The following is a 14,991-nucleotide window of genomic DNA, read 5'->3' on the forward strand; positions in this document are numbered from 1 at the left end:
CGACCCGCCATGACCAGCCATCCCGAGACCCTGGCCCTGCATGCCGGCTGGCGCCGCGATCCCGGCACGCGCGCCGTCGCCGTGCCGATCTGGCAGACGACCAGCTACCAGTTCGACGACACCGCCCAGGCCGCCCGCCTCTTCGCGCTGGAGGAGGTGGGGCATGTCTACACGCGGATCATGAACCCGACGATCGATGTGCTGGAGCAGCGCATCGCCGCGCTGGAGGGTGGCGCCGCCGCCCTCGCGGTCGGCTCCGGGCAGGCCGCCTCGGCCTTCGCGGTGCAGAACCTGGCGCGGGCCGGCGACAACATCGTCTCCTCGACCGATCTCTACGGCGGCACCTGGAACCTCTTCGCCAACACGCTGCGGGACCAGGGCATCACGGTGCGCTTCGTCGATCCTGCCGACCCGGCGGCCTTCCCGCGCGCCAGCGACGACCGCACCCGCGCCTGGTATGCCGAGACCCTGCCGAACCCGAAGCTCGAGCCCTTCCCGATCGCCGAGGTCGCGGCGCTCGGCCGGCCGCTCGGCATCCCGCTGATCGTCGACAACACGGCCGCGCCGCTGCTGGTGCGGCCCTTCGCGCATGGCGCCGCCATCGTCCTCCACTCGCTGACCAAGTATATCGGCGGCCATGGCACGAGCATCGGCGGCATCCTCGTCGATGGCGGCAATTTCGACTGGGCCGCGCATCCGGCCCGGCAGCCGGCGCTGAACACGCCCGATCCGAGCTATCACGGCGCGGTCTGGGTGGAGGCGGCGAAGCCGCTCGGCCCCATCGCCTATGCGCTGAAGGCGCGCACCACCCTGCTGCGCGACCTTGGCGCCTCGCTCTCGCCCTTCAACGCCTTCCTCTTCCTGCAGGGGCTGGAGACGCTGCCGCTGCGCATCCGCGAGCACAGCCGCAACGCCGAGGCGGTGGCGGACTGGCTGGCGGCGCGGCCCGAGGTGGTGCGGGTGATCCATCCGAAGCACCTGACGGGCGAGGCCGCCCGGCGCGCCGCCGCCTATCTGCCGCAGGGCAAGGGCGGGCTGGTGGGGTTCGAGCTCGCCGGCGGCGCCGAGGCCGGCCGCCGCTTCATCGATGCGCTGCGGCTCTTCTACCACGTCGCCAATATCGGCGATGCCCGCAGCCTGGCGATCCATCCGGCCAGCACCACCCACAGCCAGCTTTCGCCCGAGGATCAGCGCGCCACCGGCGTCTCGCCCGGCTATGTCCGGCTCTCGATCGGCCTCGAGCACATCGAGGACATCCTGGGCGATCTCGACCAAGCCCTGCGCAGCGCGGGCGATGGTCTGCGCCAGGCAGCGGAATAGCGTCATGGTCCCCGCCCGGCGGAGGCAGGCAGGATGATCCGGTCGCATCCCGTCATGGTCGGCGCCCGCTGCCTCGGCGCGGTCGTCTCGCATGTCGAGGGCTGGCATTTCATCGCCGCCGACCCGGTCGTCGCCGACCTGCACGGCCAGCGCTTCCCGAGCCCGGAGGAGGCGGCCCGCATCGCCGGCCTGATGCTGGACCGGGCGCAGGCGGTGCCGGCGACGCCGCCGGTGCTGCGACCGGCGCCGATCCTGCGCCTGGTGCCGAAGGACCGCTGAACGCCGATCAACCCATGGGAGGAACCTCATGCCCGATACTGCCGCCCTTGCGCCGCGCGTCATCCAGGCGCCGCTGAACTATCTGAGGCCGATCGCGGAGCGTCCGCGCCGCTACGTCGCCGCCCCGCCGCCCGGCGTGCCGGAGACGAATATCGAGACCGAGGCCCATCTCGTCCCGGTCGAGGATGGCCGCGGCCGGGAGGCCGAGTTCACGCTGGACCGCAACGGGTTCGCCCTGATCGAGGCACCGACCGGCTTCGCCGACTGGTACGATCCGGCAGCCGTGCGCGCCCGCTATCTCCCCGAGGTGGAGCGCGTGGTGCGGCAGGCCCTGGGAGCGACGCGCGTGGTCGCCTTCGACCACAATGTCCGCGATGCCGCCCGCCTGCAGGCGGATCCGGCGCTGCGCGAGCCGGCCAAGCGCGTCCACAACGACTATACCTATGGCTCGGCGCCGGAGCGGGTGAGGAGCCTGCTTCCCGCGGAAGCCGAGGCGCTGCTGCGCCAGCGCTTCGCCATCGTGAACCTGTGGCGGCCGCTGGAGGTGGTGCAGGAGAGCCCGCTGGCCCTGGCGGACTGGACCAGCATCCGGGACGAGGATCTGGTGGAGAGCGACCTCGTCTACGCCGATCGCGTTGGGGTCACCTACCAGGTGGTGCACAATCCCCGGCATCGCTGGGTCTACTTCCCGCGGCAGCGGCCGGAGGAGGCCTTGCTCATCAAGTGCTACGACAGCGCCGACGATGGCCGTGCCCGGCTCTCCTTCCACGGTGCCTTCGACGACCCGACCAGCCCGCCGGACGCGCCGCCGCGGCGGAGCATCGAGGTCCGGACCCTGGTCTTCTGGAATCCGGCCGACGCCTGAGCGCGTTCCGGCCGGACATCGCTCCGCCCGTCGCCGGCGGAGGCGCCTGCCCTCGGCAGGCGCGTTTGGCGACATCTGACTGGCGTTTCCTCCCAACTCGGCCGGGGCATCCGCCCCGGCCATTTTTTTGCCCGGGCAGCCCGTGCCGAGGCGGCGCGCGCCGCCTGCCGGAACGGGCCGATTTTTCACTACGATAAAAAGGTATATCTATTGACTCACTATTTTATGCGGCCATTAAATGGGCCTGTATCCGGCGCATTGCGCGCTGGAGCCGCGGGATTTGAAGGATGCAGCCTGCACCGCGCCACCACGTGCCGAAGCACCGTCTCCCCGTTGCAGGGCCCTATCCGGCTCCCTGCCCGGGTTCGCCTTGCCGGCGCTGTCGTCGCGCGCCCCTGGCCGCCGCGTCGTCCATCGTGACCGTCCCGACCAGCGTGCTGCCCCGGTGCCTGGAGATATCCGCATGAACACTTCCCGACCCATCGCGGTGCAGGGACGCTTTCTCGGCGTTGCCGTCACCCGTCTCGCCGAGGCGCAGCGCGCCGCTGGCCTCACGCTCGCCTGCAGCCATGGCCAGTCCCCTGACCAGTTCCCCGGCCAGTCCCCTGGCGGGATCGGCACATGACGGCGCTCCCCGCTCCACTGACGAGCCTGGCGGCCTATCTGCCGGACATCGCCGCCGCCGCCGCGCGGCATGATCGGGCCGGCAGCTTCCCGCATGATAGCCTGGAGCTACTGCGTCTGGCGGGCCTGCCGGGGTTGACGGTGCCGACCGCCCTGGGCGGTGGTGGCGCCGGCCTGCGCCTCGCGGCGGAGGCGGTGACGAAGCTCGGCGCCGCCTGTCCGGCGACCGCCCTCATCCTGGCCATGCAGTACATCAAGCATGCCGCCCTCGCCCGCAGCCCGGCCTGGCCCGCGGCGCTGCGCGAGCGCGTGCAGCAGGAGGCCGTGACGGAAGGCGCGCTGATCAACGCGCTGCGCGTGGAGCCGGAGCTCGGCTCGCCAACCCGCGGCGGCCTGCCGGCGACCGTGGCCCACCGCGCCGGCGATGGCTGGGTCATCACCGGCCACAAACGCTACAGCACCGGCGTTCCCGGGCTGCGCTGGCTCGAGGTGCATGGCCGCACGGATGAGGCCGAGACACGCATCGGCAGCTTCCTCGTCCCGGCCGAGGCGCCGGGCATCGAGATCATCGAGACCTGGGACCATCTCGGGTTGCGGGCCTCGGGCAGCCATGACGTGCTGTTCCACGAGGTGTGGATTCCGGCAGAGCACGCGATCGGCCTCGCCCCGCCCGGCGCCGCGGCCGGCCCGGATGCCACGCAGCTCGCCTGGAACACGGTGCTGGTCACGGCGGTCTATACCGGCGTGGCCCGGGCGGCGCGGGACTGGACCGCCGGCTTCCTGCACCGGCGGGCGCCCGGCAGCCTCGGCGCGCCGCTCGCCACCCTGCCGCGGGTGCAGGAGGCGATCGGCGAGATCGAGGGCCTGATCGCCGCCAATGCCCGGATCGCCGAGGCGCTGGCGCTGGCCACCGATGCCGGCCAGCCGCCTTCGGTCGCGGAATCCGGCGCGCTGAAGGTGGTGCTGGCGGAGAATGCGGTGCGCGCGGTGGAGCGCTGCACGTTGCTCGCCGGCAACCATGCGCATGACCGCGCCAACCCGCTGGAGCGCCACTGGCGCGACGTGCAGTGCGTGCGCATGCACGCGCCGGCGGCGGATGCGGCGAACCTCGCGGCCGGGCGCGTCGCGCTCGCGGGCGGTGCGGCATGATGTCGCGCCGCCTGCTGCTCGGCACCGGCCTCGCCGCCGCGGCCCTGCCTGCCTGGGCGAGTTCCGGCCCGGGGGAGTTTCCGGCCCGGCCGATCCGTTATCTCTGCCCCTATCCGCCCGGCGCGACCAACGACAACGTCTCCCGCCTCATGTCGCGGGCGCTGGCGGCGCGGCTCGGCGTGCCGGTGCTGGTCGAGAACCGGGCCGGCGCCGGCGGCACGGTCGGCACGCGGCAGGTGGCGGACGCCAGGCCGGACGGCCACATGCTGCTCAACGCCTCGGCCGGCAACCTCACCATCGCGCCGCATCTCTCGGCGGTCGGCTACGACCCGCTGCGCGATCTGGCGCCGATCGCCTCGGCGGGCGAGTCCTATAGCCTGGTCGCGGTGCATCCCTCGGTGCCGGCGCATACCCTGCCGGAGCTGATCGCCTTCGCGCGGCGCCAGCCGGGCATCCTGAACTACAGCTCGGCCGGCATCGGCTCCGCCGGCCATCTGCGCGGCGCCCTGCTCGCCGAGGAAGGGCGCTTCGAGGCGGTGCATGTTCCCTTCCCCGGCAGCGCGCCGGCGGCGAACAGCGTGGCCGCCGGCGACTGCCATCTGATCATCGACCCCATCGCCGCCCCGCATGTGCAGGCAGGGCGGCTGCGGGCGCTCGCCGTCATCGGGCCGGACCGCTGGGATGCCTTCCCGGAGGTGCCGACCGCGGCGGAGCTCGGCATCGGGCAGGACTGGCCGGGCTCCGGCTGGTTCGGCCTCTTCGCGCCGGCCAGCACGCCGGCATCCGTCATCGAGCGGCTGAACCGCGACTTCAACGACAGCCTCGGCGAGCCGGAGGTAGACGCCGCGCTGCGCCGCTTCGGCCTGCGGCCGGAGGCGATCGCGCCGCACGAGCTTGGCCGCCGCGTCGCCGCCGACCATGCCGCGATCGGCGAGGCGCTGCGCCGCCTCCGCATCGCCTGAGCAACAGAAAGGACGACGCACCATGGCCCATCCCCTGCAGTTCATCGGCATGATCGCGCATCGCGCACAGTCCGAGATCCACCCACCCGCGGGCGCGGTGGTCGATCCGGGCTACATCGCCCGCTTCGCCCAGGCGCATGAGGCGGCCGGCTTCGACCGCATCCTCGTCGCCTGGGGCAGCAGCAGCCCGGATGCCTTGCTCGTCGCCTCGCACGCCGCCGCGGCCACGACGCGCATCGGCTTCATGGTGGCGCACCGGCCGGGCTTCATCGCGCCGACGCTGGCGGCGCGGCAATTCGCCACCTTCGACCAGCTCTCGGGTGGCCGGGCGGCCATCCACGTCATCAGCGGCGGTAGCTCGGCCGAGCAGCGCAAGGATGGCGACTGGCTCGACCACGCGCAGCGCTATGCGCGCTCGGAGGAGTATGTCGCCCTGCTGAAGCGGCTCTGGACCGAGCCGAAGCCCTTCGATCACGAGGGCGCTTACTACCGCTTCGAGGGCGGCTTCGCCGAGGTGAAGCCGCTGCAGCGGCCGCACATCCCGGTCTTCTTCGGCGGCTCCTCGGACATCGCCATCGAGATCGCCGGCCGGCTCGCCGATGTCTACGCCTTCTGGGGCGAGACGCTCGACCAGGCGCGCGAGACCATCGCCCGGGTGCGGGCCAGCGTGGCGAAGGCCGGGCGCGACCCGGCCACCATCCGCTTCAGCATGTCCTTCCGCCCGGTGCTGGCGGCGACCGAGGCTGCGGCCTGGGCGCGGGCCGATGCCATCATCGAGCGCATCAGGGCGTTGCGCGCGGATGCTGTTGGCTCGGGTGGACCAAAGCCTGAGAGCATTGGCTCCAGACGCCTCCTGGAGGCCGCGGCCGGCGGCCGGGTGCGCGATGCCCGCCTCTGGACCGAGGTCGCCGCGGCGGTCGGCGCCGGCGCCAACACCACCGCCCTCGTCGGCACGCCGGAGCAGGTGGCGGAGAGCCTCGCCGCCTATCACGCGCTCGGCGTCGACACCTTCCTCATCCGCGGCTTCGATCCGCTGGAGGATGCCGAAGAGTATGGCCGCAGCCTGCTGCCAGCGGTGCGCCAGGCGGTCGCTGCACAGGCAGCCCTGAGGACCGCTGCGGAATGATCATGCTCCATCTGCATCCCTCCCTTGTCTACCCAGCCCACCCTGGCAAGCGGAGCGTAGGCTGAGCGCCGATCTCGCATCGGCGCATGCAAGCGGGAGCGCGTGGGTGGCCGGTGTCCCTGCTGCCCATGCGAGCCCGTCCTCACCGCCGCGGGGCGTCCCGATGGCCTCCGCGATGGTGGGATGCCTGGCCGCGCCCCGGTTGCCCTCCGTCATTTCATCGATCTTGCCGGATCCATCGGCACAAGCCGTGACGCCGGGCCAGGATTGAGACCGGGGCGCTCGCGCATCCGGTGGAATGGTCCCCGCGAGGGCTCAAGCGCCGCACCTGGCTCTTGAGCTGGACTGCGGCGCCACGGGGCAGCATCCTCGTCCAGCGGCGCGGGCGGCAGCAATCCACCACCCGCGCCTGGCGCGCGATATCCGCTCGTCCACCTCACGCTCCAGAAGAGATCTGTGGAGCCTGTCTCCGGCCGTTGGCACGGAGGCGTGCTCACCGCGCCCGCCGCCAGGCGTGGTCGGTGTCGGGCGGCGTGGTGATGCCGCGATCGTCCAAATGGCTGCGATCGTGCAACGCAGGCGAATGAATGCCAGCCGTTTGGCTCGTCGGATAGGGTCACCGATGACCCCTGCCCTACCGCCGCCCTGCGGCGACGACCAGTATGTCTGGTCCGCAGCGGAGGAACGCCAACATGCCCGAAGACAAAAGGACGGATATCGACGCGACCGGCGTCGTCCGGCGCAACGTCTTGATCGCATCGGCTGCGGGTGTCGGCGCTGCCGCTTTCCTGGCCCGGGGCACCAGCCCTGCCAGCGCGCAGGGGGGTGCAACCTCGCCGCCGGCGCCCCAGCCGCGGACGGCCTATACTGGCGACGTGATCGACGGCAAGCGGGTCGTCACGGCGCTGGACGTGAACGACCTGGAGCCCGGCCGGAAGCACCTGCTGTATTTCCGTGGCGTGGCGATGCCCACCGGGCAGCACCGGCATGCGTCCGTGACGGTCGTCCGCGGGGCGAGGCCAGGCAAGCGCGTCATCCTGGTGAGTGGCGTGCATGGCGATGAGATGAGTTCGATCCACGCCGTCCAGACCGTGATGAACCAGCTCGACCCGGCCGCGATGTCGGGCACGGTGATGGCGGTCACGGACGTGTCCGGCCCGGCCCTGGAGAGCATGCAGCGTCGTTGGCCCGATGCGGGCCGAGGCGCCGATCTGATCGACATGAACCGGGAATGGCCAGGCAACGAGAACGGCCTCACGGCGGCCAGCCGGCATGCGGGCCTGCTGTTCAACCGCCTGCTGCGGCCCAACGCCGACTACGCGATCGATTTCCACACGGGGACGACCGGCTTCGAGGTGACGGCGTTCAACATCGGGGAGATGAGCGTGCCGGCCGTCCGGGCCATGCTGGAGCTGTATCCGGTCGGCCAGATCTTCGACAATCCGGTCTATACGGGCGTGCTGCACAACGCCTTCATGGAGGCAGGCATCCCGTCCTTCACGCCGGAGATCGGCGCGGCGCGCGTCCTCGATCCGGGGATGATCGCGCTGTTCGTGGAGGGCACGATGAACGTCCTCAGGCATCACGGCATCCTGGCCGGACCCATGGGACGCACGGCCAAGGACGTGCGTGTCTATGTCGGCAACGACGCCTTTCCGATCCTGGCCACCGCCGGTGGGCTCGTGGAGTTCCTGGTCAAGCTCAATGACCGGGTCGAGGTGGGGCAGAAGGTCGCAGTCCAGCGCAACGCCTTCGGCGAGGTGGTCGCGGATTATGCGAGCGGCGTGACCGGGGAGATCACGGGGCTGCGCAGCGACGCCATGGCCGAGCCCGGCAACCCCCTCGCTTTCATCCTGTTCAACCGGCCGGAAGCGCGGGAGCCTGCCGGCTACCCCGAGTGATCGGCGGCGGCGGATGCCGCCGCTGGCAGCCGATGCGCGCCAAGTCGAATGGGACGGTCCGGACCGGTCGCAGCGTGGCGAGGCTGATGTCGGTGCGGCCGAAGCCTCTCCCGGCACCGGCAACCGCATGCCTTGCCCGGCTCGTGCCCGATCGGCCAGCATGCCATCCTCCTGCGAGGGGCGCCCCGGACAGGATTGGGGAGGACTGCATGCGCAACTTCGATCATCCCACGCGCTATGGACGGATCTTTCCTCCGAACGCTGCCTGGCTCGCGCAGCGCCCGCCGGAGCCGGCGCTGGAGCCGGACCTGCCGATCATCGATGCGCACCATCACCTGTGGCACCGGCCGGATCAGCGCTACCTCCTGCCGGAATTCCTCGCCGACCTGCGCACCGGGCACAAAGTTGCCGCCACCGTCTTCGTCCAGTGCCATGCCATGTACCGCGCCTCCGGCCCCGAGGAGATGCGGCCGGTCGGCGAGACGGAGTTCGTCGCCGGCATCGCGGCGATGAGCGACAGCGGCGGCTATGGTCCGACGCGCATCGCCGCCGCGATCGTCGGTTTCGCCGATCTCACGCTCGGTGACCGCGTCGAGACCGTGCTCGAGGCGCATATTCGCGCTGGTGGCGGGCGCTTCCGCGGCGTGCGGCATTCCGCCGCCTGGGACGCCGATCCGATCATCGGCAATGGCCATCCTGCGCCGCACCTGCTGCAGCGGACGGATTTCCGGGCCGGGCTGCAACGGCTTGCCGCGCTCGGCCTCTCCTTCGATCTCTGGGTTTTCCACACGCAGCTCGGCGAAGCCCTGGAGCTGGTGCGCGCCCATCCTTCGGTGCGTTTCGTCCTCGGCCATTGCGGCGGCCCGCTCGGCTATGGCCCCTATGCTGGCCACGCCGATTCGGTGTTCGCGCACTGGAAGGCGGGCATGGCCGCTCTGGCGCAGTGCCCCAATGTGGTCGTGAAGCTCGGTGGCATGATGATGCGGCTGGCTGCCTATGACTATGGGGCGCTGCCCAGGCCGCCGACCTCCGCCGAGCTCGCCGCCCACTGGCGGCCGTATATCGAAACCTGCATCGAATTGTTCGGCGCCGACCGATGCCTGTTCGAGAGCAATTTCCCCGTGGAAAAGATGGGCATCGGCTATGCCGAGCTCTGGAACGCCTTCAAGCGCCTTGCCGCGGGGGCTTCGCACGACGAAAAGCGGGCCTTGTTCTCCGGCACGTCAGCGCGGGTCTATCGCCTGTCGGAGACAGTTTGAGACAGGATCGCACCATGCTCTTGCGATGGGATCAGCTCCGAGACGCCATGATCATGCCCAGGGCGATCAGAAGCCCCCCGCAGATGAGATCATAGCCGATCCGCTCGCCCAGGATGAAATTGCCCATGAGCACGCCGGTCAGCGGAATGGCCATGATGGCGATCGTCGCAATCATCGGCGACAGCCGGCGGGACAGTTCGATGAGGCAGCTCGTGCCGAAGGGGGCGACGATCATCCCATTGAACAAGGCCACCGGCCACGCCCCGGGCGGAATGCCGCCAGTCGGCTCGAGGATCATGGCCAGGGCGATGAGGAGGCAGGCCGAGATCGCGAAGGACCACGGCAGCAGCTCCAACACATGCAGCTGGGGCGGCCGGGCGCGAATCACGAGAATGGTGCACGCCCAGGCGAATGCGGCCACGAGCAACGCCAGGTAGGCCGCCATGGAATCGAGCTCGCCCCAGTCGATGGCCCAGGGCTGGACGATGACGACGACGCCGCACAAGGTGACCATGGCAGCGAACCAGCGCAGGGCTGGCTCCTTCTGCCCGAACAGGGCAGTCAGCGGCACGACCCAGATGAGCGCGGCGTTCGACAGGATCGCCGTCTGGCCGGCAGGCACGGACCTGACCGCCAGGTGGCAACACAGGAAGAAGGCGGTCAGCTGCAGCACGCCGATGGCCAGCAATGCGGGCGCATCTGCCGCGGCGGGGCGCACGAGCCGCCCGCCGCGGAGAATGAGCAAGGTCAGACATGCGAGACAGGACCGCACGGCCGCAAGCCAGAAGGGGCTCGCCGAGGTCGTTATCAGGGCGATCTTGACTGCCGGCCAGGACGCTCCGAACAGCAGAATCGCTGCAAGCAGCAGCACCGTGGTTGAGCCACCCAGCCGCCTCAGGCGCCCTTCGGGCAAGCGGGCAGATGTCGAGGCTGAAGGCGGCATGCCCGAGGAGGCCTATCTATGTATCGCGGTTGTCTAGCATGACACGCAGTCCCCACCGTCGAGATCCGTCTCAGCCTGACGTCGCAGCCAACGGATAGCCCCGAACCTGGGCGGCCGGATGCCGTTCCCGCTGCCGTCACACGGCAATAAGACGCTTCAGGTCATCCGTATCGAGCCGATAGTAAACCCGTTCCAGCTGCCGGGCGCCTTGGCTGCTGTAGAGGCGACGGGCATTGGCGTTCTCGGCATCCGTCGTCCAGTCGAGCGCCGAGAAGCCCTGCGCCAGGGCAAGGGCCGATGCGGCACGGAGCAGGGCCTTTGCAATACCCAGGCGGCGGGCCGAGGAAGACACATAGAGGTCCCTGATGTACAGGGAACGGGTCAGCTCGTTGGCGGGGAAGCTGACGTTCAGCACGATGGACCCGTGAATTCTGCCATCATCCGATGCGGCCACGAGAATCCTTGGTCCAAACTCTCCCTGCTGCTCGTTGCCACAGGCAAACTCGGCGGCTTTCCGCGCCATCTCGGCGGTGACCGGCTTGCCGTAGTGTATCTGCATTTCCTGCCATAGTGCCGCAAGGCCCTGCGCATCACCCGGCAGCAGCGTCCGGACAAGGACTGTATGATCATCCTTGCAAGAAAACTGTTCTTTGATGAGCGAGTTCAAGGGAATCCCCGTAGCGATTTGGATTTGTATTTGTGCACTGCAGTGCGCGCGCGAGAGGGATGCAACTTCCCGGCACTCATTACGGAGTCTTACAACCATCATGGGGTTTTTTCAATGATGAATTAAAAATCAAAAGTTGTATATGGCGCAGAAGCGAGCGGTGTGCCCGGCCAGGCCGGGACCCGCCCCGGCGGAGCCACGACGCCGTCCGGGATCGATGTCGTCAGCAACCCGGCGGGCGTGATGCAGCATGGCCAGCATAGGTCCTCGTTCCCGGCGAAGCAGGCCCCGGGCCTCACCGGCGGCCATCCGAAGCGGCTGAGTGGACCAGGCTGGAGCGAGCCATTCCGCGCTGAGCCTCGTGCGAGAAATCCGTGGCGCCCGTCATCCGGGAACCAGGCTGGGTGGCCAGCGGCGCCGCCCGGCCGGCTTCGGAAAGAAGCATGCCTACCAAGGCACCATCCGCGATACTGCCCGCGGCCAGCCCTGTAGCCCGTGACCCGGAGGCCGGAGCGGCCGCCATCCAATCGGCCCCGGCCAGGACCTGCCCGCAACCGACCACCGATCGCAGAGGGAGTTCTCGATGACCACATATGCCATCCTTGCCTACGACAAGCTCGACGGCGAGGCCGCGGCACGCCGGCAGGCCAAGCGCGCGCCGCATTTCGAGCGCATGAAGCTGGCCATCGGTCAGGGTCTCATCCACTTCGCTGGCAGCATGCTGGCCGAGGATGGCCGCATGATGTGCTCCATCGTCATCGGCGACTTCCCGGATCGGGCGGCGGTGGATGCCTGGGTGCGGGAGGAGCCCTATGTGGAGAACGGCGCCTGGGACAGGATCGAGGTCGCGCCGATGTTCGTCGCGGTGAAGGAAGGCAGGATCACCGATGATTGGCAGACCTTGATGGCGCGGCATCTCGCCCAGCAAGCCAAGGCGTCATGAGGCACCCTTCGGCCCGGGATCGCCCCTGCATCGCAACCGGCTGAGGGTTGCGCCCGGTCGATGATGCGCTCAGCATAATCGCTCATTCCGGTGCCGCGACGTCGCGGCACCGCTGCCCGCCGGCGATTGGCCCTCCTCAACCGTGAAACATCCGCTGTAGGCTCGCGCCAATAACCGGAGGAACGGCCATGGAGTTCGGTGCCTCGATGTTCTTCACCGACTATTCCATGACGCCCGCGGCGCTCGGCCGCGCGCTCGAGGAACGCGGCTTCGAATCGGTCTGGGCCCCTGAGCATTCGCATATTCCGCTGTCCCGCAAATCGCCATGGCCGGGCGGGGGCGAGTTGCCGAAGCGCTACTACGATTGCATGGACCCTTTCGTCTGCCTCACGGCCGCGGCCATGGCGACGACGAAGCTCAAACTCGGCACGGGCGTCTGCCTGGTGAACCAGCGCGATCCGATCCAGACCGCCAAGCTGGTGGCGTCGCTCGATCAGATCTCGTCCGGACGCTTCCTGTTCGGCATCGGCGTTGGCTGGAACCAGGATGAGATGGAGAATCACGGCACGGCCTTCGACACTCGGGCCAAGCTGACACGCGAGCGCATCGAGGCGATGAAGGAGATCTGGACCAAGTCGAAGGCCGAGTACCACGGCGAATTCGTCAATTTCGATCCCATGATGGCCTGGCCGAAACCCGTCCAGAAGCCGCATCCGCCCATCCTTGTCGGGGGTGCCTTTCCCCAGGGGGCGCGCCGCGCCATTCGCTACGGGGATGGCTGGATTCCGATCGCCGGCCGTGCGCCGTTGAACGAAGCCCTGGACAAGTTCCGCCACATGGCGGCCGAAGCGGGCCGGGACCCTGCGAGCCTCCCGATCACCGCCTTCGGCGCAGCCGAGAACCGCGACGAGATCCGGCGCTTCCGCGACCTCGGCGTTGCCCGCGCGGTCGTGTCGCTTGATTCCGACAGGGAGGACAAGATCCTTCCCATCCTCGATCGCTGGGCCGAGCTGATCCGCGAGGGATGACGGCGACAGGGTCGCGGCCAGGTGGCGCAGCCGACTGGCTGGACCACCGGCCGCACCAGGCATCCCGCCGCGGGGCAGGGGGCTTCGCAGGGCAAGGCCGCGGCGACGGGCATCAGCCTGGCACGGAATGGATCGCCGCCCTGGCCAGCGCCGATGGCGTCGTGGCGCGAACCCACATCCCCGCTGGCGGCAGCGTGATGCGCCGAGCGGCTGTCAGGCCGCGCCGCGCCGGCCTGCCCCGCCATGCGATGGCGCCCCGGTCAGGACGACGGCCAGTTCCTTGGCGTCCGGCTGCCGGACCCCCCGCAGCGTCTCGACCAGCTCCTCACTCTCGACCTTGCCCCAATCCGCGACCAGCACCAGCGCGTCCAGCACCTCCGTCAGCACGCGGGCGTCGCCGAAGCCGCTCAGGCATGGAAGGTCCACCAGGATGACGTCGTAGCCCGCCGCCGAGCGCTGGATCAGCCCGGCACGCTGGCGCGGCGTCTCGGCCGCCGCAGGGCCGCCCGCCGGCCCCGGGAGCGGCAGGAAGTCCGGCTCGCCCGGCATCCCGCGCCGGATCGGCGGCTGCAGGTCGGCACCACCGGTCTGCGCCGCCCGGCTGAGCGGGGAGCGCTGGAAGTCCGCATCCACGAGCAGCGTCCGGCACCCCGCCTCGGCCATCAGGGCCGCCAGGTTGGCGGCCACCACCGCATGGCCTTGCCCGGCCGTGGGCGCGGCGAAACCGACCACCAGCGCATCGCCATCGCGGCGCCACTCCTCGATGGCCGATCGCATCAGGCGCATGCGCTCGGTGGCGTCCGAACGGGGCTGCTCCGTCGCATGGCGCCAGGGGCTGCCGGCGGGGAAGAGCGCATCCACGGAGCCCGGCGCCGGGCGTCCCGCAGCCTGCGGCTGTACCGCGGGGATGACGCCGAGGCAGGGCAGGCCGGTCCGCCGCTCCACATCGCCCGCGCTGCGCAGGCGCCGGTCCAGGGTCTCGCAGACCGCTGCGAAGGCGCTGCCGCCCGCCAGGCCCAGCAGGGCCGAGACCAGCAGGACCACGGCGCCGCCAGGACCGGTCGGCTTGAGGGGCCGGGCCGCCGGGGAGATGATGCGGGTGGTGGAGGCCGGGTTGGTCCGGTCCGTGATCAGCGTGCCGAGGCGGCGCTGGTCCTCGACGAACTGCGCCGCGATCGCATTGGCGATGCGGGCGGATTTCTCCGCCTCGTCGCTGGTCACGCCGATATCGACGACGAAGGAATTGCCCAGGCGGCGGACGCGCGAGGTGGTCCGCAGCCGCTCCACCGCCGCCTGCTCGCGCAGCCGGGCCATGTCCTCCGGGCCGGTGCCGGCCGTCCCGGAGCCGCCGGACAGCAGGCTGCGCAGACCGCCAAGCATCGAGGACCGCCCCTGGTCGTAATACGGGTCCTCGGCCAGCCGCAGGTCCCGCACGACGGCGCCAAGGATCAGGTCCGACTGGATGGTCAGGATCTGGGTCTCGACATAGCCGAGATCCTCCGTCGGGCTGGTCGCCTCCACCACCGGCCGTGGCCGGCGGTTCTCGACCACCAGGGAGGTCGTGGCGCTGTACCGGGCGGGCATCAGCAGGAAGGCCGCGAGGCCGAGCACCAGCGCCGCCGCGCCGCAGCCCGCGATGAACCGCCAATTCCGCCGCAGGAAGCCCAGCACGGCCCGCAATTCCGATGGCGGCGCGCCATGGCCTGGCAGCGTGGCCATCAGGGCCGTGACGCGATCGGGCCGCGGCAGGTCGGCACGGGTCAGGAGGCGCTGCGAAGTCATCGAGTCACATCTCTCCCGACATGTCGGTGAAGTACTGGCCGGCGATGCCGATGCATGTCCGGTCCGTCAGTGTTGAATGCCAGTGAGAGCTGACCCGGGATTGCCATGAGGAATTGACCCGGGTTGTGGATGGAGGAGCGGGG

Annotated in this window: 14 protein-coding genes; 11 read left to right on the plus strand and 3 right to left on the minus strand. The window is 70.1% G+C overall.

Going from position 1 to position 14,991, the window contains the following annotated elements; all coding sequences use genetic code 11:
- Nucleotides 1–9 precede the first annotated feature (9 nt).
- The 9 genes from DOO78_RS20865 (at nucleotide 10) to DOO78_RS20900 (ending at nucleotide 9,485) form a co-directional block, all read left to right on the plus strand.
- Nucleotides 10–1,320, plus strand: coding sequence for an O-acetylhomoserine aminocarboxypropyltransferase/cysteine synthase family protein (locus tag DOO78_RS20865; protein WP_111471813.1), 1,311 nt, complete (start codon nucleotides 10–12; stop codon nucleotides 1,318–1,320).
- Nucleotides 1,321–1,353: 33 nt separating this feature from the next.
- Complete coding sequence (locus DOO78_RS20870; protein ID WP_111471814.1) at nucleotides 1,354–1,599, plus strand: hypothetical protein; 246 nt, start codon at nucleotides 1,354–1,356, stop codon at nucleotides 1,597–1,599.
- A gap of 28 nt (nucleotides 1,600–1,627) precedes the next feature.
- Nucleotides 1,628–2,464, plus strand: a complete 837-nt coding sequence (locus tag DOO78_RS20875) for a CmcJ/NvfI family oxidoreductase (RefSeq protein WP_111471815.1) — start codon at nucleotides 1,628–1,630, stop codon at nucleotides 2,462–2,464.
- A gap of 463 nt (nucleotides 2,465–2,927) precedes the next feature.
- The gene (locus DOO78_RS27675; RefSeq protein ID WP_165839010.1) at nucleotides 2,928–3,089 is read left to right on the plus strand and encodes a hypothetical protein; all 162 of its coding nucleotides are present in this window, start codon (nucleotides 2,928–2,930) and stop codon (nucleotides 3,087–3,089) included.
- Nucleotides 3,086–4,237 (plus strand): acyl-CoA dehydrogenase family protein, encoded by a 1,152-nt coding sequence (locus DOO78_RS20880; protein ID WP_111471816.1) that lies wholly within the window; start codon nucleotides 3,086–3,088, stop codon nucleotides 4,235–4,237. The genes DOO78_RS27675 and DOO78_RS20880 overlap by 4 nt, the downstream gene beginning before the upstream one ends.
- Nucleotides 4,234–5,199 (plus strand): Bug family tripartite tricarboxylate transporter substrate binding protein, encoded by a 966-nt coding sequence (locus DOO78_RS20885; RefSeq protein WP_111471817.1) that lies wholly within the window; start codon nucleotides 4,234–4,236, stop codon nucleotides 5,197–5,199. The genes DOO78_RS20880 and DOO78_RS20885 overlap by 4 nt, the downstream gene beginning before the upstream one ends.
- A gap of 22 nt (nucleotides 5,200–5,221) precedes the next feature.
- Nucleotides 5,222–6,325, plus strand: coding sequence for an LLM class flavin-dependent oxidoreductase (locus DOO78_RS20890; protein ID WP_111471818.1), 1,104 nt, complete (start codon nucleotides 5,222–5,224; stop codon nucleotides 6,323–6,325).
- Nucleotides 6,326–7,017: 692 nt separating this feature from the next.
- Nucleotides 7,018–8,226, plus strand: coding sequence for a M14 family metallopeptidase (locus DOO78_RS20895; protein WP_111471819.1), 1,209 nt, complete (start codon nucleotides 7,018–7,020; stop codon nucleotides 8,224–8,226).
- A 209-nt stretch (nucleotides 8,227–8,435) separates the two neighbouring features.
- Nucleotides 8,436–9,485, plus strand: coding sequence for an amidohydrolase family protein (locus tag DOO78_RS20900; protein ID WP_111471820.1), 1,050 nt, complete (start codon nucleotides 8,436–8,438; stop codon nucleotides 9,483–9,485).
- 31 nt (nucleotides 9,486–9,516) lie between these two features.
- Here the strand turns inward: DOO78_RS20900 and DOO78_RS20905 are convergent, their stop codons facing one another.
- Nucleotides 9,517–10,398: a DMT family transporter gene (locus DOO78_RS20905; RefSeq protein ID WP_165839011.1), complete on the minus strand. Its 882-nt coding sequence runs from the start codon at nucleotides 10,396–10,398 to the stop codon at nucleotides 9,517–9,519.
- 166 nt (nucleotides 10,399–10,564) lie between these two features.
- Nucleotides 10,565–11,095 carry a GNAT family N-acetyltransferase gene (locus DOO78_RS20910; RefSeq protein ID WP_165839012.1) on the minus strand — a complete coding sequence of 177 codons (531 nt, stop codon included), beginning with the start codon at nucleotides 11,093–11,095 and terminating at the stop codon, nucleotides 10,565–10,567.
- A gap of 583 nt (nucleotides 11,096–11,678) precedes the next feature.
- On the opposite strand from DOO78_RS20910, the gene DOO78_RS20915 reads away from it, so the two are divergent.
- Both DOO78_RS20915 and DOO78_RS20920 read left to right on the plus strand, forming a co-directional pair.
- Nucleotides 11,679–12,038 (plus strand): YciI family protein, encoded by a 360-nt coding sequence (locus DOO78_RS20915; RefSeq protein ID WP_111471823.1) that lies wholly within the window; start codon nucleotides 11,679–11,681, stop codon nucleotides 12,036–12,038.
- Nucleotides 12,039–12,226: 188 nt separating this feature from the next.
- The gene (locus DOO78_RS20920; protein WP_111471824.1) at nucleotides 12,227–13,066 is read left to right on the plus strand and encodes an LLM class F420-dependent oxidoreductase; all 840 of its coding nucleotides are present in this window, start codon (nucleotides 12,227–12,229) and stop codon (nucleotides 13,064–13,066) included.
- A 213-nt stretch (nucleotides 13,067–13,279) separates the two neighbouring features.
- Here the strand turns inward: DOO78_RS20920 and DOO78_RS20925 are convergent, their stop codons facing one another.
- The gene (locus tag DOO78_RS20925; RefSeq protein ID WP_111471825.1) at nucleotides 13,280–14,848 is read right to left on the minus strand and encodes a Wzz/FepE/Etk N-terminal domain-containing protein; all 1,569 of its coding nucleotides are present in this window, start codon (nucleotides 14,846–14,848) and stop codon (nucleotides 13,280–13,282) included.
- Nucleotides 14,849–14,991: the final 143 nt, after the last annotated feature.

The organism is Roseicella frigidaeris (genome assembly GCF_003258945.1).
GTDB classification, from domain to species: domain Bacteria; phylum Pseudomonadota; class Alphaproteobacteria; order Acetobacterales; family Acetobacteraceae; genus Paracraurococcus; species Paracraurococcus frigidaeris.